This is a genomic window from Catellatospora vulcania (assembly GCF_009720385.1).
Taxonomy (GTDB): Bacteria; Actinomycetota; Actinomycetes; order Mycobacteriales; family Micromonosporaceae; genus Catellatospora; species Catellatospora vulcania.
The window spans coordinates 883784-904062 of record NZ_ML769301.1 but is presented as its reverse complement, the minus strand read 5'-3'; the positions used below and the strand labels follow the sequence as shown (position 1 = coordinate 904062).

General features: G+C 68.9%; 21 protein-coding genes, 2 tRNA genes and 2 pseudogenes. 9 read left to right on the top strand and 16 right to left on the bottom strand.

The window, feature by feature from the left end; all coding sequences use genetic code 11:
* Positions 1-356 precede the first annotated feature (356 nt).
* Positions 357-599, bottom strand: coding sequence for a helix-turn-helix domain-containing protein (locus F6W97_RS04125; protein ID WP_155368842.1), 243 nt, complete (start codon positions 597-599; stop codon positions 357-359).
* A 563-nt stretch (positions 600-1162) separates the two neighbouring features.
* Here F6W97_RS04125 and F6W97_RS04120 point away from each other — a divergent pair.
* Positions 1163-1678, top strand: a complete 516-nt coding sequence (locus F6W97_RS04120) for an STAS domain-containing protein (RefSeq protein ID WP_155368718.1) — start codon at positions 1163-1165, stop codon at positions 1676-1678.
* Positions 1679-2261: 583 nt separating this feature from the next.
* Here F6W97_RS04120 and F6W97_RS04115 read toward each other — a convergent pair.
* Positions 2262-2577: pseudogene (locus F6W97_RS04115) on the bottom strand (MerR family transcriptional regulator).
* A gap of 755 nt (positions 2578-3332) precedes the next feature.
* Between F6W97_RS04115 and F6W97_RS04110 the strand changes: the two are divergent.
* Complete coding sequence (locus tag F6W97_RS04110; RefSeq protein WP_155368717.1) at positions 3333-3818, top strand: Hsp20/alpha crystallin family protein; 486 nt, start codon at positions 3333-3335, stop codon at positions 3816-3818.
* Between the two features lie 144 nt (positions 3819-3962).
* On the top strand, positions 3963-4316 hold the full coding sequence (locus F6W97_RS04105) for a MerR family transcriptional regulator (protein WP_155368716.1): 354 nt from the start codon (positions 3963-3965) through the stop codon (positions 4314-4316).
* Positions 4317-4649: 333 nt separating this feature from the next.
* On the opposite strand, the gene F6W97_RS04100 is transcribed toward F6W97_RS04105, so the two are convergent.
* The 4 genes from F6W97_RS04100 to F6W97_RS04085 all read right to left on the bottom strand — a co-directional run bounded on the left by F6W97_RS04100 (position 4650) and on the right by F6W97_RS04085 (position 7338).
* Positions 4650-5105, bottom strand: coding sequence for an ATP-binding protein (locus F6W97_RS04100; protein ID WP_155368715.1), 456 nt, complete (start codon positions 5103-5105; stop codon positions 4650-4652).
* Complete coding sequence (locus tag F6W97_RS04095; protein WP_196278964.1) at positions 5095-5964, bottom strand: MEDS domain-containing protein; 870 nt, start codon at positions 5962-5964, stop codon at positions 5095-5097. The genes F6W97_RS04100 and F6W97_RS04095 overlap by 11 nt, the downstream gene beginning before the upstream one ends.
* Positions 5965-6105: 141 nt before the next feature.
* Positions 6106-6495 (bottom strand): suppressor of fused domain protein, encoded by a 390-nt coding sequence (locus F6W97_RS41500; protein ID WP_407924536.1) that lies wholly within the window; start codon positions 6493-6495, stop codon positions 6106-6108.
* Between the two features lie 246 nt (positions 6496-6741).
* Positions 6742-7338 carry a TetR/AcrR family transcriptional regulator gene (locus F6W97_RS04085; RefSeq protein WP_155368713.1) on the bottom strand — a complete coding sequence of 199 codons (597 nt, stop codon included), beginning with the start codon at positions 7336-7338 and terminating at the stop codon, positions 6742-6744.
* Between the two features lie 562 nt (positions 7339-7900).
* Here F6W97_RS04085 and F6W97_RS04080 point away from each other — a divergent pair.
* A complete protein-coding gene (locus tag F6W97_RS04080; protein ID WP_155368712.1) occupies positions 7901-8476 on the top strand; it encodes a hypothetical protein in 576 nt (191 codons plus the stop codon).
* Between the two features lie 623 nt (positions 8477-9099).
* Here F6W97_RS04080 and F6W97_RS04070 read toward each other — a convergent pair.
* On the bottom strand, positions 9100-9603 hold the full coding sequence (locus tag F6W97_RS04070; protein WP_155368710.1) for a DUF6326 family protein: 504 nt from the start codon (positions 9601-9603) through the stop codon (positions 9100-9102).
* A 376-nt stretch (positions 9604-9979) separates the two neighbouring features.
* On the opposite strand from F6W97_RS04070, the gene F6W97_RS04065 reads away from it, so the two are divergent.
* From F6W97_RS04065 to F6W97_RS04055, 3 genes are all read left to right on the top strand, one after another.
* Complete coding sequence (locus F6W97_RS04065; RefSeq protein WP_155368709.1) at positions 9980-10654, top strand: TetR/AcrR family transcriptional regulator; 675 nt, start codon at positions 9980-9982, stop codon at positions 10652-10654.
* A gap of 471 nt (positions 10655-11125) precedes the next feature.
* Complete coding sequence (locus F6W97_RS04060) at positions 11126-11569, top strand: hypothetical protein (protein WP_155368708.1); 444 nt, start codon at positions 11126-11128, stop codon at positions 11567-11569.
* Positions 11570-11593: 24 nt separating this feature from the next.
* Entirely contained in the window at positions 11594-12910 is a 1317-nt protein-coding gene (locus F6W97_RS04055) for a cytochrome P450 (protein ID WP_155368707.1), read from the top strand.
* Between the two features lie 175 nt (positions 12911-13085).
* Here the strand turns inward: F6W97_RS04055 and F6W97_RS04050 are convergent, their stop codons facing one another.
* The gene (locus F6W97_RS04050) at positions 13086-13376 is read right to left on the bottom strand and encodes a hypothetical protein (RefSeq protein ID WP_155368706.1); all 291 of its coding nucleotides are present in this window, start codon (positions 13374-13376) and stop codon (positions 13086-13088) included.
* 238 nt (positions 13377-13614) lie between these two features.
* On the opposite strand from F6W97_RS04050, the gene F6W97_RS04045 reads away from it, so the two are divergent.
* Both F6W97_RS04045 and F6W97_RS04040 read left to right on the top strand, forming a co-directional pair.
* A complete protein-coding gene (locus F6W97_RS04045) occupies positions 13615-14928 on the top strand; it encodes a hypothetical protein (RefSeq protein WP_155368705.1) in 1314 nt (437 codons plus the stop codon).
* Positions 14925-15632 carry a hypothetical protein gene (locus F6W97_RS04040; protein WP_155368704.1) on the top strand — a complete coding sequence of 236 codons (708 nt, stop codon included), beginning with the start codon at positions 14925-14927 and terminating at the stop codon, positions 15630-15632. Before F6W97_RS04045 ends, F6W97_RS04040 begins: the two co-directional genes overlap by 4 nt.
* Before the next feature lie 6 nt (positions 15633-15638).
* Here the strand turns inward: F6W97_RS04040 and F6W97_RS04035 are convergent, their stop codons facing one another.
* The 8 genes and pseudogenes from F6W97_RS04035 to F6W97_RS04000 form a co-directional block, all read right to left on the bottom strand.
* Positions 15639-16043, bottom strand: coding sequence for a GNAT family N-acetyltransferase (locus tag F6W97_RS04035; RefSeq protein WP_155368703.1), 405 nt, complete (start codon positions 16041-16043; stop codon positions 15639-15641).
* A gap of 57 nt (positions 16044-16100) precedes the next feature.
* Entirely contained in the window at positions 16101-17147 is a 1047-nt protein-coding gene (locus tag F6W97_RS04030; RefSeq protein WP_155368840.1) for an aldo/keto reductase, read from the bottom strand.
* A gap of 155 nt (positions 17148-17302) precedes the next feature.
* Positions 17303-17869 (bottom strand): annotated as a pseudogene (locus F6W97_RS41495) (Clp protease N-terminal domain-containing protein); the annotation flags it as partial.
* On the bottom strand, positions 17869-18105 hold the full coding sequence (locus F6W97_RS04020) for an HTH domain-containing protein (RefSeq protein WP_155368701.1): 237 nt from the start codon (positions 18103-18105) through the stop codon (positions 17869-17871). The pseudogene F6W97_RS41495 and the gene F6W97_RS04020, both read right to left, overlap by 1 nt.
* Positions 18106-18264: 159 nt before the next feature.
* The gene (locus tag F6W97_RS04015) at positions 18265-19320 is read right to left on the bottom strand and encodes a hypothetical protein (protein WP_155368700.1); all 1056 of its coding nucleotides are present in this window, start codon (positions 19318-19320) and stop codon (positions 18265-18267) included.
* Positions 19317-19922: a hypothetical protein gene (locus tag F6W97_RS04010; protein WP_155368699.1), complete on the bottom strand. Its 606-nt coding sequence runs from the start codon at positions 19920-19922 to the stop codon at positions 19317-19319. The genes F6W97_RS04015 and F6W97_RS04010 overlap by 4 nt, the downstream gene beginning before the upstream one ends.
* Positions 19923-19979: 57 nt before the next feature.
* Positions 19980-20052, bottom strand: a tRNA-Asp gene (locus F6W97_RS04005).
* A gap of 19 nt (positions 20053-20071) precedes the next feature.
* Positions 20072-20144: transfer RNA gene (locus tag F6W97_RS04000), tRNA-Trp, on the bottom strand.
* Positions 20145-20279: the final 135 nt, after the last annotated feature.

Here is a 20279-nt window from a genome sequence, read left to right as displayed (position 1 = left end):
GGTCGTCGGCGGGCAGGAACCACTTGCCGCCCTGTACATCGGCCAGTTGCCATCCAATTTGATGCATTCGGCATCCCTGCAGGCATTACAGCGGTCGGGGTGCGCTCACTCCGGCCGCCCGCGTGTGACCCAACCCGCGCTGGGGCTATGCACATCACCACCTTATCCAGCGCGTTTGTCGCGGTTCGGATGCGCCGACAGGCACCGGCCACTCAACATGGTCAAGTCCGCCGGCCCGAACGCCATCCGCAAAACGCCTGGGCGCGGTGTCTTGATCCACGAGAGACGACTGCTGCGTCTGTCACCCACCGGCAGGTCGCGCTGCCCTCGTGACCTGCCGGTCGTGCCGTATGCGGTCAGGCTGGCTGCATGTGGTGGCGGGCTTCCTGGAGTTGGTCTTCCAAGTGGATGATGCGGCATGCCGCGTCGAGGGGGACGCCCTGGTCGACGAGTTTGCGGGCCCGTGCGGCCAGGCGCAGTTGGTGGCGGGTGTAGCGCCGATGTCCGGCGGCGGAACGTTGCGGGTCGATCAGCTTCACCTGGTCGAGGCTGCGCAGGAAACTGCGCGTCGTGCCGAGCATCTCCGCGGCCCGGCCCATGGTGTAGGCGGGGTAGTGCTCGTCGGTGAACTTGTCGTCAAGGCCCAATTCTCACCTCCATGACGAGGGCCCCGGCGCGGAAGCGCCGGGGCCCAGGGTTGCGGGTCGAACACCATCTCCCGACCGATGTCGGCTCGTCGTACGCACCGGCCGACCAGTGGCGGCACGAGGTGCGTGGATCGCATAAGCGTGACCGAAGACCCTGCAGGGTCCTGCAGTGTCCGCCCGACCAGATCAAGGTCGATCGCGGGCGATCCCGTGGTGTTGACGGCCCTCCCTTTCCTCTGCGTTCTCTGCCACTTGCCTTCTGGTATCACCCTTACGCGAGCTCCGACAATCTAGATACGCGTGCTTTGCACGGATCTGTACTGCCATGCGGGCGATGGCAGTACCCCTGTTCTGAGCCCGCGGTCCGGGCGGTCGTCCGCTTCTTTACGTAACCGCTGTTGATAGCAGAACTTTAATCATGTGAGGAAACTATGTCTAGTCTCGCCGAGGTAGATTTTTTAGAGTGTCGCTCGTAGCCTATTGATCCGTCAGCCTGCCTCGGAAGGACGGTCCGCGTGACACGACCGCACATCACCACGGACGTCGACGACAACGGCGTCGCCATCCTGGGCGTCAGCGGTGGCATCGGCACAGGCGCCGAACTCACCGCGGCCATCGCCGCGGTCCTCGACACCCACCGGGTCACACAACTGGTCATCGACCTGGTGCGGGTTTCGTCGCTTGCCCCGGCCGGCCTGGAAGCACTCCTGGGGGGACGGGCAACGGCCCTGCGGTCCGGTGCGGCCTTCCGGGTCATCCGCCCTCAGCACCCGGTGCGGCAGATCCTGGACGCCACCGGCACGTGCCAGCTGCTCACCCGCGGGCAGGCCGCAGCACCCGAGCCGGCCGGCCGGTGCACGACCGCGGCTTCACCGCCGGGATCGAGGACGGCTGCTCCGCCCGGCGCCGGCAGCCCGGAGCCGGGTCGAGCCGCCGGGGTGGCCAAGTCGTTGCGGCCTGCTGATGCCAGCCCTAGGCTTGCGGTCAGCACCGGCGGCGCGCTGCTCGCCGGCAGGCAGGAGCAACCGTGAACATGGTGCCTACCACCCCGCCAGTCCCGGACTCCCTCGCCGCACAGAACTCAACACATCGAGGTCCGGGCTGCACGTGGCCGACGGTCTGAGCATCCGGTTGCGCACCCTGGCCGGGACGCCGCACCTGGTGGTAGCGGGCGAGGTCGAGATCTCCACCGTCCACCTGCTGGCCTCGGTCGCCCGACGCGGTCATGAGGACCAGAGCCGCCATCGAGCCGACGCTGGACCTGACCGCAGTGACATTCATCGATGACGTCGGAGTCGCCGCCGTGAACACGTGCCGCCGCCAGGCGACCACACGGGGCCTGCGATTTCGAGTCATCAACCCCTCGGCCGCCGTGTGAGCGGCACTGAACACCCGAGACCGCCGGAAGGCGGTCGCCAAAACCCCGCGTCGCCTGACGCCTACCACAGCGCTGAACCCCGGCATGACCCGGCCGCGAGGCCGACGCCGCCGATCGCGGTAGACCGTCGCCACCACGGTCATAAGCGCCAAGTGTGGACAGGCGACAGCCGTGACTCCAGCGACAGCTCGACCTCTACTCACGACGTCGAGCCGCCGTGTGTCGACACCCGCCGCTCAGCGGTCACCGGGCAGGGGCCGGCCTTCGTCCTGGTAGCGCCGGTTGAGTTCGAGGGCTTCGGAGAGCTGGTCCTCCAGGATCACGATCCGGCACGCGGCCTCGACCGGGGTGCCCTGTCCGGTCACGCACCCGCGCGGCCGGCCGCAGCTGGTAGCGCGAGTAGCGGCGGTGGCCGCCGCCGGAACGGGACGCGACGAACAGGTCCCCTTCCAGCGAGCGCAGGAACGCCGGGGTCACGCCGAGCATCTCGGCGGCCCGCCCCGTCGTGTAGACGGGATAGTCGTCGTCGTCGAACTTGTCGGCTGAGGTCATAGGCGCCCTTCCTCGAAACGCAGGCAAGGATCCCGGCGCCCTGGGGGCGCCGGGATCCTTGGGGAGATCGAGTTACATACCATCGCCGGTCACGTGCACCGGCTCATCGTGTTCCCGAACCCACCAGCTGTCACGGGTATACGGGATCGCGTGGATACGACCGGGGACCACCTTCCGTTCGGGGTCTGCGGCCCGCCGACGGTCAAGCCCGGCGGGGATCCGATGGCACTACTCCTCTCGTCTTTACCTGGACAACCTGATCAACTGATGGTCCTGCGAACTGCGGTCCTACAGGGTCTTACAACTACTGGGCTTGGCATGACCCGATCCATGCGGCCCTTCGCCCGACTCGCAGTCTCGAAGCCCCTTTCACACACCTGACCTCGCGACCCGATCCCGTCGGGCGGTCCTGCTTCCTACGTCATGCGCCAGTTCGCCTGCCGCACTCGATAGATCTTCGTTAGCAACAATGGCAACTCTACACACGTCGAACCCAGATGTCTACTAGCGCCGCCACAGATTTTCGAAATCGGCGAGGTGGCACTGTCGGCCACCGTCCAGCCAGATCCGCGCGCAAAACTCGGCCGGCCAAACGGCACGGTCGGTCCAGCTGGGCAGTTCGACGGCACCACGCCGACACTCAGGCGGACCGCGACCATGAGACGCCGCTTCTCTCGTTGAAATCTGTCCTCGTCGCAATAGAATTTATGTCGTGCGGACATCCGATCCGCCTGACACCCGGAGGTGTGTTGATCATGATCATGCGTTTCGATCCGTTCCGTGACCTGGACCGGCTCGCCGGCGAGGCGTTCGGCGCGGCCCGGACTCCCGCGCTCATGCCCATGGACTGCCTGCGTACCGCGGACAGCATCGTGGTGCGCTTCGACATGCCGGGCATCGACGCCGACAGCCTGGACGTCTCCACCGAGAACAACACCTTGACCGTGCGCGGGGAACGCCACCGCCACGACCTCGACGACGTCACATACCTGGTCTCGGAACGGCCGTCGGGAACCTACCGCCGCCAGCTGGTACTCGGCGACGGGCTGAACCTCGAGCGGGTGCACGCCGACTACCACGACGGCGTCCTGACCCTGACCATCCCGGTCGCCGAAAAGGCCAAGCCCCGAAAGATCCAGATAACCCGAGGCGACGCGTCCACGGCGATCAGCACCCACGAGGGACGCCCCATGATCGGCGGCGAGGCGGCCAGCCGCGAGCCGGCCACCGCCACCGCATGACACGCATCCCGGCGGGGGGGGGGGGGGGGGGGGGGGGGCCGCCCCCCCCCCCCCCCCCCCCCCTGCCCGCGGGGGGGGGGGGGGGGGGGGGCCCCCCCCCCCCCCCCCCCCCCCCCCCCGGCCCAGCAGGCTACGGCGGCGGACATGACCGAACCCGCACGTACCGCCACCAACACCGGCTCACTGGACGACGCCGCCTTCCCCGCCGACGCCATGGGCCCGGCAGCGAAAGCTATCGGCGTGACACCGGGATTCCTACGAGCAGCCGAGACCGCAGGGCTGTTCGAATCGCACCGCTCCGAGGGCGGCCACCGGCGCTACAGCCGCGACGACCTGCGCCGCGCGGACCGTGCCCGCCACCTGGTCGACGAAGGCCTGCGGATGGACGCCGTGGTACGCATCATCGACCTCGAATACCAGCTGGCCGCCGCCTCCGCCATGATCGAGATCCTGCGGCAACGTCTCGACCGCCGGCAGAGCAGCCCTCCGGCCGACTGACTTTCCCGAATCGCGGTCTTTCGACGCCGGCACCGGTCGCAGCCAGGCCGTCGTGGTCGGCTCCTCCAAAGAGGTCACCGAGGAGATCCCCTACGCCCGCGACCCGCCCGGCATCGACCGGTTCCACATACGGCCCGCGCGATCGGGGCGAGCTGGCCCGCGGCCTGGTCGAGGAGTCGCGGCACCGCTACGCCACCGAGATCGCGCCGACCGTACGCCGCTAGACCTCCACCTCGGCCCGCACGGCCAACGACGTGGCCGTGCAGCACAACCGGCCGAGGCCGGCGTCCTTACGACCTCGGGCTCGGCCGTGCCGGGCGTCTGAACGTGGAGTCAGCGCTGAAATGGGATCACCGCGGTCACGGTGGCGCCCGCGGATCTGCCGCCGCCTGCGGTGATGTGCATGCTTTCGGCGAAGGTGCGCACCAGCCACAGGCCGCGGCTGCCGGGCGAACCGGGTTCCGGACGCACCTTGCCCTCTACACCCGCCGGGATTCCCGGACCTTCATCGGAGATACGGCAGTAGACGACGTCAGCCGCCGCCCACAACTGCAGGCGGCCCGACCCGCCGCCGTGACGTACAGCGTTGGTGGCCAGTTCATAGGCGACGAACACGAGCACCTCGACGCGGTCGGCGGGCACTCCGGCCTCGCTGGCGTGCGCCGCCACCGCCGAACGCAGACCGACCAGTTCGGTTTCGGTGAAGGGAAGTTCCAGCAGCAGCACTGCGTCGACCGGCAGGCTGTCCGGTGCCGCATGCTGCGACTGCCGGTGGGGCTCAGTCGTCATGGCGAACCGCTGTCATGGTCACCCCTGTCAGCTCACCCAGGCCGAGCGTGGCGAGGATCGCGAATGGCATGCCCGCGCAGCGGACATTCATACGCTGCGCGCCGGTCAGACCTAGCGCAGTCTGGACGATCACCCCAGCCGTCGCGGTGTCCATGAACCTCAAGTGGGTCAGGTTCACGTCGATGTGGTCGTCGAGTGCGAGGGCTTCGGCCAGTGCCCGGGTCAGCGGCTCGATCGTCCGGTAGTCGATCTCGCCGGCGACCCTGACGCCGGTCGGCACGTGTTGGCGGCAGATGCGCAGCAGGGCGTCGTGGTGGTAGGTGACTGCGGTGACGTTCATGCCGTGGTTGTCGGCTGCCGTGGCGAGGGTCAAGGTGTCGAAACACTGCCGGTCGTACTGGCACGCCGCGGTGGCGTTCTGCCCGGCGAGCATCCGGGTCAGCCGCGACTCGTACTCCATCAGCTCTGCGACACCGTTGACCGGGCGCAGCGCCCAGCACATGTCGCCGGTGACCCGCAGGCCGCTAAACCCCTCACGGTTGGCCTGGTCGATCTGATCCTGCCACCGGCCGATGGTGGCCGCCGGGTCGAACGAGCCCTGCGGTGCGAAGAACAGCCCGCTCGGCCCGACCTCCAGCTGCCCGGAGCGGGCCGCTGCGGCGATGCCCAGGCCGCGCCCGGCCAGTTCCTCGGCCAGAGCCGCCTCGCTGACGGACTCAGTCAGACACAGCACCTTCTGTCCCAGCCCCAGACCGTCGCGGACGAACGCCGCGACAATGTCCAGCCGCTCGTCGTGGTCGGAGAACGTCAGACAGGCATGATCACCTGGCTTCAGGTCCTCCACTGACGTACCGCTCACTGCCACTCCCTTACCCCGACACAGCGAGCACCACCGTAGCTTCCCCGGAGGGTTCAGCTCGCACTACCCAAGCTCTGGCCCAGCAAACCCCTGTTCAACGCGTTCGCCGGCACCGCCCGAGACTTTCGTGTTCAGTGACCGCTATCGCCCTTTTTCGCGGTGCGGGCGGCACCGACGCAGGGTTACGTTCCTACGCTTTCTCAGGATCTGGTGCCCGTGGTTACCGGGCCACTCGGCCTTGGTGATGGGCAGCAGCCATAGCGCTCGGATGTGCCCGCCGTCTGGCAGTGGGCAGTCCTCCAGGCTCGGACCCCACGGGTAGGGCAGGCTCACCAACAGGTGGTCGCAGGCGGAGCCGGGTACCCAGGGCCGTCCGACGGGCACGGTGTGGCCGTGGTCCAGCGCGAAACTGCCACCGGACGCGTGATAGAAGTACACCATTGCCAGCGTCTGGACGTGCCGGTCCGACGCCTCCGGCGCGGCCAGCACGAACTCCAGCGCGTGACCGTGATGCCGAGTGGCCTCCCACAGGCCGGCAAAGTGACGTAGATCCAGTCATACTCCCCCGGAGCCGGGCCCAGCCGGATCACGTGAAAGCTGGGGACGCACCGGTGGATCGGACCACTCGGCGCGCCCAGCACCACAGCCTCCCGCCCGGGACATCGAGCACGCAGATGCGTGAGGAGGTGCTCTGCCGAAAGCGTGAATGCATGATCCACCGCGACATCGTGCCACCGCTGGGTCTCGCCGCCGGCCGTCGATGACGGGCAACGCGATTCAGGCCGACGTGGTGCCGAGAACTGATGCGAACGCCTGAGTGAGCGAGTCGCAGAGCGACGCTGAGTCCCCCAGGCACCCGTTCACCATCGCGCCGTCGCGGAGGATCATGAGCTGACGCGCGACCGGTACCGGGGCCGTTGAGCCGGCGTCCGCGGCGATGCTCGCGAACTCGTCGAAGATCCACTGCCGATGCAGGTCGATGGCTGCGCGTACAGGATCCCCCGCGTCGGAGAACTCGGCGGCGGCGTTGATGAACGCGCATCCGCGAAAGCCCGGGTTGCCACTGGCCTCGCCGATGCCTGCCGCCAGGGCACCCAGCGTCGCGGCGGGATCGCCCGGCCGGCGCATGCTCTGCATCCAGGCGCGCTCATCCGCCGCCTGCTGCTCCAGGTAGGCGACGACGAGGTCGCCCTTGCTGGGGAAGTGGCGATAGAAGGTCACCTTCGTGATCCCCACCTGCTCGATGATGCGATCCGCGCTCGTCGCGCGGATCCCGTCCGCGTAGAACAGCTCGTTCGCCGCCGCGAGGATCCGCGCCCGCGTCGCCGTCCCCGCCCGGCCCCGGGATGTGCTCGCTGTCATCGCGGTCTGCATATCTCATCTCCGAATTCACAGGCGCGGTTTGCGCAGGTGTACGAGGTAGTCTACCTTAGGCAAGTAGACGAACTAGTAACTCTACTTATGCCGTCACCAACCGAGGGAGACACACCATGCCTCCAACGATCTACACCACCACGTCGACCGGCGAGGGCCGCGCCGCAAGACGTGCGGTCGCCGATGACGGCCTGCTCGACGTCATCCTCGCGATCCCCGCCTCGATAGCCGGCCCCGGCGGGCGACCAACCCCGAGCAGCTCTTCGCCACCGACGGGCCCCGTGCTTCCGCTCGGGCCTGAAGCTGGTCGCGGCGCAGAGCACTACCCCGATCCAGGATTCGACGGTCACCGCCGAGATCCCGATCGGCAAGACCCAGGAGGGCGTCCTCGCCCTGAGCGCCGCGCTGACCGCGCACATCGGCATCGCGCAGCAGGCCCCGGAGGCCCTTGCCGCCGGCAAGCACCAGGTACGCCCGTGCTCGAACGCGATCCGCGGCAACATCCCCGTCACCTCACCACCACCCGATTCGGCCTGAAGCCTCAATCCATCGGAGCAACGTCATGATCACCACTGAATCCACCATCGCGCCGGCCTACGGCCACTCGTTGCGCAGGCTGTATTTCACTCGCTTCGCCTTCGCCGTCATCTGGGTGGGGATCATGTTCGGCACCGTCGCGAAGGCCACCGAGCCGAGTGCGCTGCTGACGGTCCTCCTCGTCATCTACCCGCTCTTCGACGCCGGAGCCGTGCTCTGGCAGCTGCGCGCCGACCCGGACACCCGGCGGTCAAAGGCCGCAGAGTGGATCAACGTCGTGGTCAGTGCCGTGATCGCGATCGCGATCGGCGTCTCCTCGTCGATCGCCGTCCCCGCCGCCCTCTCGGTCTGGGGCGTGTGGGCGATCATCGCCGGTGTGCCACAGCTCATCGCCGCGATCCGCAACCGTCGCAACGGCGGCCAGGTCGCGCAGATGCTCTCGGGCGGCATCTCCGTACTCGCCGGCACCGGATTCCTCACCCAGGGGCTCCAGGGCAACGGCATGATCGCGGGCGTAGCCGGCTATGCCACGCTCGGCGCAATTTTCTTCCTCGTCTCGGCCATCCGACTGAGCGCGAAGCTGAAGAAGCAGCGGGCATGAGACGCCCTTGTCAACGTCCGGCTGTCGCGATGCGCAACTGCCATCCGGCCGATGCGGCGGCTGCCGACCCACATGACGCCGCCGGGTCTGGCGGCCGCGTCTGGGACGGGAGTGTCGAGTTGACGGCCGATCTTGGTTGTTGATGGGTCAGTTGTTGGCCGGCGTGAGGCCCTCGAAGGCGATCTGAAACGCATTGAGCGGCGCCTTCCAGCGCATGGTCCACCTGTGGCGGCCGTCGCTTGCTCCATATATCTGGATCGGGCACTCTGCTCGCAGTTCATTGCCGAGGCAAGAGCAGCACCGATCACGACTCCTCACTCGTGGAGATCTAATTTGTTACGAAAGCGGCAGATACATGATCTCCATGTATCTGCCGCGGGTTGTCGTCCGTGGATAGCAGTCACCGGCCTTTCGCCAGCCAGCTCGTCGGTAGACGGCCATCGCTGGCCGTTTGGCCTCGCTGACAGCACCTCGTGCCGCTCGGGCCGGTCGGCGTCCCATCACGGGCGTCGGCCACCGGCCGGTGAGCCGCCGCCGCGGACACCGGACCGTTGGTGAGCAGGTTCCCTGTGTATACCGCGACTGAGCTGGTCACGGTCGGCCGGGTGTCCGCGGCGGCGGCGTCACGCCGTGGGACTTTGCACGGATATCTGCTGTCGAAGGTCGGTCGTCGCGGGGCCGGCTGGGACGGCGGGGGTTCGAGGCCATTTCCAGGCGGAGCGCAGGATGAAGGCCAGGAGCAGCACCTCGATTCCGATGGAGAGGCCGTAGAAGGAGGCCCAGTCCCAGGACTCCCCTGCCGCGTTGACCACCGAGTAGGGGATGTAGAGCAATGCGAAGACGAGGTTCGTGGCGCGGTTCACCCGGGCGGGCAGCGTCATGGAGAGCATCACCATCAGGGCCGGGATCGCCACGGACGCGAGCATCATGGTCAACAACGTCGGGCTGATGTCGAACTCGAAGACGACGCCGCCGCGGAGGTTGTCGATGACGCCGGGCTTGTGGAGGTGGAAGTAGTCGACGTAGATGTAGAGGAACATGAAGCTGGTCCATGCGGCGGCGAGCTTGGCCTGCACAGGGATCGGCGGGTTGTCGAGCAGGTCCGGGGCTTTCTTTCGGATGGTCATCGGTTCTTCTTTCGAGAGGAGCGGTTCCTCCGCCGGAGTGGCGGCAGGGATGTACCGAGGCCGCGCCCACCTGGACGAGCCATCGCCTCGACCGGGCAGCGGTGGCCCGACCTCGGACGACTCGAGCGCTGAGGGCGGGCCGTAGCGGTGCTGGACGGTGGCCCGCATCGTCGCCGCCCCGGCCGGACTCGCCCCCGGGCACCAGGCGTGCTCGGGCATTCGATCGCTGTTCGATTCCCTCAGAAACCTCCTCACGTCTGAGCTACGACTCTCGCCGACTCGTACACCGTACGTCGTACAGTGTACGACGCTCGTACACTGTACGATGACCGTAGGCTGGACGATTGTCAAGCCATTCGAGCGAGCGAGGAGACCCGTGTCTGCGAGGGAACAACGCCAGGTCGCGTCAGACGCGGGGCTGAGCAAGCAACGGGTGGTAGTCGAGGCGATCCGGCTCGCCGACCGCGAGGGGGTCGACGGGCTGAGCATGCGCCGGTTGGCTGGCGAGCTCGGCGCGGGCGCGATGTCGCTCTACCACTACGTGGCGAACAAGGAGCAGTTGCTGGACGCCATGATCGACATCGTGTTCGAGGAGATCGAGCTCCCGCCCGAAGAAACCGACTGGCAGTCAGCGATGCGACGGCGGGCGGTATCCGCCCGGCAGGTTCTCGCAAGCCACCCGTGGGCGATCGGCCTGATGGAGTCGCGGACATCGCCGGGGCCCGCGAACCTCCGCCACCGCGAAGCGGTCACCGCCTGCCTGCGGAGGGCTGGTTTCACGGTGTTGACGGCGACGCACGCCAACTGGTTGCTCGACAGCTACGTCTACGGTTTCGCCCTGCAGGAAGCCAGCCTGCCGTTCGACACCGCCGATGAGTTCACGGGCATGACCGAGGAAGTCTTCTTGCCCCAGCTTCCACCTGACGAGTTCCCCTACCTCAACGAGTCCGCCGCGGCGCTCGTCGCTGCCGGCTACGACCCGGCGGAGGAGTTCATCTTCGGCCTCGACCTCATCCTGGCCGCCCTCGAGCCCCTGAGAGCCTCCGCGTAGCGACGCTCGCGAACCGTCGCGCGGCCCTCTGCACCACAGACTCCGCAGAAGACGCCGAAGTGCTCCGCTGGCCGGGCCCCACACGGCTGGCGCCGCAGCAGACGTCACCGTCTTGACGGAAGCCGGTAGACGAAGAAGGCGGCAAGATCGAGAGACGCTGAGCTTGTCACTGGGCTAGGTATAGGCGAAGCAAGTCAATTAGTCCACTTTGGCCTGACCGAGACCCGGGAAGCGTGATGCCCGTGTCGGCGACGGGACGAACCTTGAGGCAAGGGCACGGTCGTGTACGCCCTCGTCAAGTGTGTGGCCCACTCGGCCGCTTCTCCCGAACCGCGCTGTCGCCTCCTTCGACCACCCGCCGACGCACCACACGCACCGGCCCGGTTGGCAAGACGGGGACCGACGGCCGACTGCAACCCGGGGCGCTCACGAGAGTCCACTCTGTTGCAACGGCGCTGGTACGCTTCGCGTATGCGTGACCTGCATACGCTGCGCGAGGCACTTCCCGGCCAGTGGCGGGTCCTGGCGACGACCTTCCCGATGTGGCTGTCGGGGCGCCGGCTGCAACCGACGTTCCGGTACGGGCTGCTCCCAGGCGAACCGTTCGCGCTCAGCGACGAGGTCTCCTACCGCACCCGCAGGGGCGCGACGAAACGGATCGTCGGCGTCGACCGGTTCGACCCGTCCACCGGGGCGTTCACCTGGCGCGGGCGGGGTCTGCTGCGCGTGCTCAGCAGCAAGTGGCAGGTAGAGCACCTGAGCGACGACCGGAGCCTGGTCGTGCTCTCGTTCGCACGGTCCCTGGTCACCCCGGCGGGCCTGGACGTCATCGGACGGGGCAGCGGGGAGCACCCGAACGCCCGAGAACGCATCCCCGCAGAGGTCCTCGTTCCGAACCTGCACTGGCTTTCCTAGCAACCGTGCCGGAAGATTCCGTGCGTGACCGTAGGCCCACTGCCGCCGATCGCAGCGGGTGTTCCGTTGCTGAGCAACGCGTTGCGGATGATGGGAGACGTCCAGCAGTTCCTTGTGGACAGCTACCGGGATCTGGGCCCGGTGTTCCGGGTGCGGGCCCTGAACCAGTCCTTCGTCATCATGGCCGGCGCGGCAGCCAACCGCTTCCTGCTCGAACACGGCGAGAAGGTGTTCACCAGCGAGGAGAGCTTCGGCGGGCTCGACCGGGAGTTCGGCATGCGAGTCCACGTACTGCGCGGCCGCCCGCACCGGCATCTGCGCGGGCTGCTCGCCACCGGCCTCTCCCGCGACCTGCTCGCCGCCCGCTGGGAGCCCGTCGCCGCCGAGACCGAGCGGATCCTTGACGGCTGGGCGAACCGGCCCGCGCTGCCCGTGGTCGACGCGTGCCAGCGGCTCGCGGCGGCTCAGCTGTCCATCGCGTACACCGGGGCGAGTTCCGCCTCCCAGTTCGAGACGCTGCGATCGGCCTTCGAACTCGTCCTCGACGTCACCATCGCCGGGAAATGGCCGGCCGCGACACTGCAGTGGCCGGCCTACCGCAGGGCGCGGGCCGCGATCCACCAGTTCGCCCGCACTGCGCTCGCCGAGCGGGCGGCCAGGCCGCGACACGCGATCCCCGACCTGCTCGACCAGGCACTCGACGCGACCGACGAGCAGGGTGCACCGTACCCGCTCGACGTGCGGGCGGGGATGGCGTTGCAGGGCTACTTCGCAGGCGTCAACACGGTCGCCTACCTCTACAGTTTCATGATCGACGTGTTGCTGCGGAACCCAGCCGTGCTCGCGCGGGTCACCGACGAGGTCGATGCCGCACAGCGCGGCGGCCCGCTCGCCTTCGACCGGCTCCGCGAGCTACCTGCCCTGCACGGCCTGGTGATGGAGACGCTGCGGGTCCACCCGCCGGCGCCCGGCTCCGCCCGGACCGCGGCGCAGGCGTTCGACTTCGGCGGCTGCCGCATCGACCAGGGGCAGCGGGTTCTTGTCGCCACGTGCGTCACCCACCACCTGCCCGAGCACTTCCCCGACCCGCAGCGGTTCGACCTCGACCGGGACTTCGCAGCTGGGCGGAAGGCAGCGGTCTATGCGCCCTTCTCGGTGGGCGGCCACACCTGCCTCGGGGCAGGGATGACCCAGGTGCTGTCGGTGGCGACGGTCGCGATGCTGGTACGCAGGCTGCGCCTGTCTCCGACACGTCCGGGACAGCCCCTGCGGATAACCTCCACGCCCGGCCCGAACCCCGGCCGGCGCTTCAGAGTGTCCGCTTCGCGGCGCCAGCATTGAGGCCTCGAACGCGGCGGCCAGGTCCTCCTTGGCGGAGACAGGTCCAGGTGACCGACCTGCGGCCGGCTGCCACTGCCGACTCCGGCAGCCTGCCACGGCGCATAGCAAGTGACGGGCGAAGGTGCGCCTTCACCCCTCGCGCTTGAGGCCTTGCGCGCTCTGGGCATCTCCTCGGTCAGGTCAGCTCGTGGTGGAGGCCGCCTGGGTCGCCGTCGACGCGCTCCGCGGCCTGAAATTCGGCCATGCGCCGGATGCTGGCCTTGAAGCCAGGATCCTGTACGAGTTCGGCCAGGTCCACCCACGCCTCGACCTGCTCGGCGGAAGGATCGTCGGGCAGCTCCGGCATCGTCGTGCGCAGCATCGCCACGACCTCCGGGTTCGCCAACGCGTCGTCCTCCAGGTGCGGCAGGGGTGGCAGCTGCTCGGCGGCGATGAGTTCGTCGCGGGCGCCGCTGGTGGCACGCACAAGTCCTGTTCCTGTGTGTCGGCGCGGCCCTGTTCCCTCCCACCTGGGCCACAGCGCGCCGACACGACCGGCATCAGCGGCACACGTGTGGCAATTGTCGACGCGCTGTCGTCACCGCCACAATGGCCGTCGCCGCCGACCTCGGCATCGAACTGCCCTTACCCCCAGTCAGATCGTGGGTGGGCAGCGGGGTCTCGGTATGCGATCTGCGGTGTTGGAATCTGTATCGTGTCCAGCTGTGGGAGCCACTTACAAAGCAGCTCAGCTCGGGGCAGACACCCTCATGACGGACGGGGAACACATCCATCCGGTGCCTCCGGGCACGCTCGATCCCGGTATCGGGTCGGTGCTGAACCGGCTGGCCGGTCGCTTCAGTGACGAGGGCGTGGTCATGGTGGACGTGGAAGCCGCTCGCGCCATGCGACTTCCTACCACGCGTGAGGGGCTGGGAGCGGTCGCCGATGATCACGAGCTCTTGCGCGAGGCGAGGTCGGCGGGGTGGGAGGTGCGCAAGCTCGCGGACTGGACGACGTTTCGGCGGGAAGGGCTCACGCTGCGGGTCGGTATCCTGCCCGCGATCGAACCTGCTGCGTTCCCGCTTCTCGACCCCGACCCCCGTGACGGTATGGGCACGGTGACGTCGCTGGCGCTCTGGCACCGGGTCACGGGCAGCGCGTACCACGGCACTGCCGGCATCGCGGGCATCGCGATCATGAGCAAGGTGACGACGGTCGGGCCGAAGAAGCTCCAGCCGACATGGAAGCCCAAGATCGAGCTCGTGCCCGGGTTCGAGGACGATTTCCACGCCGATCACTTCCGCGCTCCCGCGTCGGGTATGAGGTTCGCGCACGCCTACGACGCGAACCGGGCGTACATCGCCGCCGCCGCCAATGTGATCGTCGCGCCGTGGCAGCTCAAGCCGGGCGGTACGACGTTCGATCCGAAGTTGGGCGGCTGGTGGCTCTGTGAGCTGTCGCCGTGGAACGACAAGCGTATGCCGGACCCGGCCGGATATTCGTCCGAGAAGGGCGCGCGTTGGATCTCGACGGCGACGGTGACATTGCTGCAGGACTTGACGGAGCAGGGTGTCTACGGCGGGGTGACGATCAAGGACAGTCGGGTTTCGCAGGGCCTGGAGTTGCTGCGTCCCTGGGCGTGGAAGATGCGTGACGCCTACGCGGCCGTGCCGAGCGTCGCCGAGGACAGCCGTGACGCCGAGCGGGTCACCAAGGCGCTCAAGGAGGCCGGACGTAAGACGCTCGGCATGCTCGCCAGTGAGACGAACTGGATCTACCGGCCGGACTGGTGGTTCTCGATCATCGCGATGGATCGTGCGAATCGGTGGCGCAAGATGTGGAAGACCGGTCGGGAGCAGGGCCGCTGGCCGCTCTGGATCGATGTCGACAACGTCTGGTACGCCTCGGACGACGAGGACGGTGTCGCAGCGGTTCCGGCGGGATGGGCGCTGGACCCTTCCGGGATGAAGCTCGGCGCGTACAAGCACAAGGCGACGCGTAAGAGTCGGGCAGCGGTAGAGAGTGGTGCGAAGTGAGCACTTTGGGCGACCGGCTGGTCAGCATGATGAGTGGCCGCGAGATCCGGCAGGCTCCGATGACCTTCCGGGAGAAGGCTGAGGAGCTGCGGCGTACCGCGGGGGTCGCGAAGGGGGCGAAGATGGCGGGGGTGGACCGGCGTACGTTCCAGCGCTGGTTCGAGAAGTGGAATGCGGGCAAGGATCCCAAGCCGCGCAAGCACACCCTCGACAAGCTGGACTTCGGTGTGCGACGGGTGTGGGCCGCCACGGCTCCCGCCGACGCCGCCGTGGTGCTCGCCGTCAAGGATCGCAACGACCCCGGCCGGGCGACGCGCACCATCACCGCGAAGCAGCTCAAGCTGTCGTCCGGCACCATGCACCGGGTTGCCGAGGTGTACGTCGCCACGGGTGATCCCGAGGCCGCCGCCGCCGCGTTCCTGGCGGGCGTGGACGACCGCTTCTACCGGCGGTGGCTCACGCCGCCCAGGGGTGACCGGGAGGGCGCCGAGTGGGGGCGCGCAGGGGTCAGCGAGGAGGCGGCGGGGCACGTGCCTGAGCCGCGGCGTGCCGGTGCCGAGGAGGAGTTCGCCGAGGTGGGCCTGGACGAGATCGCCGGGCCGGAGGTGCCGGAGACGGCGTACGACGAGTTCATGGACAGCATCTATGACGAGAGTGTCGCTCAGGTGCCCGACGAGGACGTGTACGGCGGGGATGTGCAGTAGCCCAGGTCAGGGCGTCGGGAGTGGGATCAGGCCGGCGGCGGTGGGCCGGAAGCCGCAGGCTTTGAAGTAGAAGTCGCGCAGGTGGTCCTCGAAGTCGACGTGGAGCCACTCGCAGCCGGCCGCGTCGGCCTGCCGGGCGGCCTCGGCGACCAGTTCGGTACCGACGCCGAGGCGGCGGGCGTCCACGGCGACGACGGTGTCCAGCACGAATGCGTGTCCGGATCCGTCCCATGCGACGTTGATCCAGCCGACGAGCCGCGCGCCGTCGCGGGCGTTCACCCAGCCGAGGCTGTGGCCGGTGACCTGGGCCCACCAGTCGTGGTCGGACGGTTCACGGTCGAATCCGTCGGCGTGCAGCCTCTCGACCTCGGTGTTGTCGAACTCGCCGCGCCAGGTGTAGGTGATGGTCATGGGTAGGGACGATAGGGCCGAGGGAGTCAGGCCGCTCCCCCGGCCCGTGCTGTGAGGTCAGGCGGCGGCGCGCTCGTGCTGGGGCCGGCGGCGCAGTGTGCTGTCGGCCAGCGCCGGCGGGCGCCAGGCGCCGTCGGGGCGGTACAGGTTCGTGCCGGGTGGGACGATCTCGTCGATGCGGTCCAGGGTCGCGTCGTCGAGCGCGAGGCCCGCGCCTTTGAGGGCGGTGTCGAGGTGGGCCATGGTGCGCGGGCCGATGATGGTCGAGGTGACCGCGGGGTGGGCCTGGGTGAACGCCAGCGCGAGTTCGGGCAGGGTGCGGCCGAGCTCGTCGGCCAGGGCGGCGAGCTGCTCGAGGGCGTCGTACTTGGCGGCGTTGGCGGGGATCGCGGGGTCGAACCGGTGTGGGGTGAGGGCGGCGCGGCCGGTGGTCAGGTCGACGGTGTCGCGGCGGATGCGGCCGGACAGGAAGCCGGAGGCGAGCGGGCTCCAGACGAGTACGCCCATGCCGTAGCGCTGGGCGACGGGCAGGATGTCGGTTTCGATGCCGCGGGCGAGCAGTGAGTACGGCGGTTGTTCGGTGCGGAAGCGGCTGACGGCGCGGCGCTGTGCGGCGTGGTGGGCTTCGACGAGTTCCTCGGCGGGGAAGGTGGAGCAGCCGTACGCGCGGATCTTGCCGGCGCGGACGAGGTCGTCGAGGGTGGCGAGGGTCTCCTCGATGTCGGTGGTGTGGTCGGGCCGGTGGATCTGGTAGAGGTCGATCCGGTCGGTGTCCAGGCGGCGCAGGCTGTCCTCGACGGCGGTGAGGATCCAGCGGCGGCTGTTGCCGCCCCGGTTGCGGCCCTCGCCCATCGGGAAGTGCACCTTGGTGGCGAGGACGACGTCGTCGCGGCGGCCGTGCAGGGCCTTGCCGACGATGGTCTCGGATTCGCCGGCGGAGTACATGTCGGCGGTGTCGACGAAGTTGACGCCGTGGTCGAGGGCGTGGTTGATGATGCGGGCGCAGTCGTCGTGGTCGGGGTTGCCGACGCTGCCGAACATCATGGTGCCGAGGCAGTACGTGCTGACCTCGATGCCGGTGCGGCCGAGTACGCGGTAGCGCATGGTGGTGCTCTCCCCTGGTCGTGACTTCCGCGGCGGGCGGTAGCCGATCATGGAAGCCACGCTAGGTGCTGGAGTGCGCTCCAGGTCAAGCCGGGAAGGGCCGGACGTTCCCGGCCCTTCCCGGGGGGTCATTTCTTGGCGGCGGTGATGGCGGCTTCGGTGCGGGTGCGCAGGTCGTTGAGGTCGATGCCGGCGTCGACCAGGATCTTCGCGGCCAGGCCGCGGCCCTCGCGGATGAGGCCGAGCAGGAGGTGTTCGGTGCCGATGTAGCCGTGGTGCAGGCGGAGCGCCTCGCGTAGGGCCAGTTCGAGGATGACCTTGGCTCGCGGGCTGAACGGGCGGTGTCCGCTGGTGCTGGGCTGTTTGCGGCGGCCGAACAGGCCGCGTTTGGGGACCGGGGCGGGCGGGTCGAGGGCGCCGGGGCCGAAGGTCCCCTCGAGTTTGGCGCGTACGGCTTCGAGGTCGATGCCGATGGCTTCGAGGGCGGCGGCGTCGGCCGGGCCGAGGGGTTCGGCGCTGTCGGTCAGCCGCGCGATGGCGGTGACGACCCGGTCGTGGCCGAGGCCTGCGGCTGTCAGCAGGTCGTACGGGATGCCGGTGGTGGGGTGCAGGAGTGCGAGCAGGAGGTGTTCGGTGCCGATGAGGCGGTGGCCGCACTGTCTGGCCTCGGTCTGTGCGCCTCTGACGACCTCGCGTGCCGCCGTCGTGAATCGTTCGAGCATCACTTCTCCCGTCGGTCCGGCCCGGGCCAGCGGCCGGCGTGTTTCTTGTGTACGGCCTGTCGGCTGACTTCGAGGGCGTCGGCGATCTCCTGCCAGGACCAGCCTGCCTTGCGTGCGTTGCCGACCTGCAGCATCTCGAGGGTTTCGAGCAGCCGGCGCAGGGCTAGCACCGCCCGTAGGCCGACCCCGGGGTCGGCGCTGCCGGCTGCGGCGGCGAGTTTTGTCGCGTCGCTCATGATGTCAATGTAGGTTGACACCGGGCCACTTGTCAACTCGCGTTGACAGCGAGCGGGCGGGCACAACGAACTGCGGGACGTCCCCCGAGGTGGGACGTCCCGCAGTTCGTGCCCGGCGGCGGCCGATGCATGGCAGGTAGGAGGCAGCCGCCGGGAGCTCTACCGCTCCAGCAGTTGCTCGTTGAAGTCGCGGTACTGCTGCACCGCCAGGCGCAGCTGCTCGGTGTCGGTGCCGGCGTCGCCGAACGCGGCGTCGAGCTCGCGCTGCCGGTCGGCCAGCGACTCCTGCAGCGTGCGCACCGCCTCACCGACCAGGTCGCGCAGCTCCGCGGCGACCGCGGGCGGGTCGTCGACGAACCGCAGCTGTGCGGCCTGCCACCGGGTACGCAGATCCTCCGCGGCCGCAGCCGGCCACAGCGACGCCGCTCCGACGATCGCACCGACGTCCGTGGGCTCGGTCACCGGCGGGTCGACCGCGTCCGGGCCACCCACGACCTGCACTTCGTCGTCGGTGGCCAGGTCCGCGGCATCGGTCGCCACGGGCTCGTCCACCTCGTCGTCGCCGGTGAGCTCCGCGGCGGCAGCCTCGTCGACGGTCGCGCCCGGCGTGGTCAGGTCGTCGACCGCCTGATCGGCCCGGGTGGGCTCGTCGGCGGGCGTGTCGTCCCGGGCCACGACTTCGTCGTCCAGCGGGTCGGCGATGGCGTCGTCGGCCGGCACATCCACGTCGGCCAGGTCGTCGAGCGTCCTGGTCTCGCTGTCGACCGGCTCGTCGTCGGCGACGGCCTGCGCGACCGTCTCGTCCTGGACATCGTCGCCGTGCGCGATCTCGTCGGCACGCTCGTCGGGATCCTCGCCGATCGCGGCCTCGGGGTGGACCGGGTCGTCGGTGGCGTCGGGCTCGGGGTCGGCTACGTCCTCCAGGGCCGGGGTCTCATCGTCGTCATCGCGGGGCGTGGCCACATTGTGGCTGCCCTCGGTGGTGCCGTCGAAGCCGTCGAGGTCCACCGGCTCGACCGGCTCACCGTCGCGTGCGTCGGCGTGGACGACGCCGTCCTGGTCGTGGCGGTGCTCCGCCTCGGTGGCCGGGTCCACGAGTTCGCCGTCGACAACGTCGTCGGAGCGGTCCTGGCGCGGCACGCCGTCGTAGCGGTCGCGGTCCTCGTCGGAGTCGACGAGACCCTGGTTGAACTGGGCTCTGGTGTCGTAGGTCATGCGTGGACCTCCTCGTCACGGCGCGGGGTGGGAGTGGTGGATGTCGAAGCGGGGGTCGACTCAGCGGGGACCGGGTCCTCGCCGAGCAGCTGGGAGACCAGCTCGCGGTAGCGGACCACCGCGATACGCAGGTCCTCGGTGGCGGCCTCGCCGCGGCTGTTGCGGTCGGCGATCTCCTTCGCCTCGCGGTACGAGGCAAGGGTCGCGGCGTGGTCGACGGACAGCTGGGCCAGCTGCTCCTCGTCGTCGTCTGCGGGGTAGCCGCGTGCCGCGATCAGGTCGCGGACCAGCTCGTCGGCCTCCCCCACCGCGTCGGCAGGGGCGTCGATGAAGTGCGACTGCAGCGCGTGCCAGCGGACCACGAAACGGGAGTGGTCTTCCGGGGTGAGCTCCTGCAGTTCCAGCTCGGCGTGGCGGCGCTCGCGCTCGCGAAGCTCCCGCTCGGCGTCGGTCCTGGTGTCGTGCTCGGCGACGGCGCGGTCGTACTCGGGCCCGAAGCGGCGGCGCAGCGACTGGCGGCGCATGGCCGTCCAGGCGACGTACGCACCGGCCGCGAGGACGGCGAGCACGACAAGCAACATGATGATCTGTCCGGTGTCCATCGAGGTACCTCCTTCGACGAGGAGATACCCCTTTTCACGGAGCTAAACCGTGACATGCGCCGGTGACGGGATTCGAACCCGCGGTCCCCCGCTCGACAGGCGGGTGCTCTCACCACTGAGCCACACCGGCAGCGTGTGAAGTTGTGTCGCACGGGCGGCAGGATTCGAACCTGCAACCTTCGGATTTGGAAGCCGAGGCTCTGGCCGTTGAGCTACACCCGCATGCGTAGAGATGAAGAAACCGCCCGTCCCCGGTGTTCCGGGGCGCGGGCGGCGTCGGCCGTTCGCGTGGCGCTCAGCGGCGCCGGTCACCCGGGGTCGGATCATCGGTGTCGTCCGTGGACCAGGATCGGGACA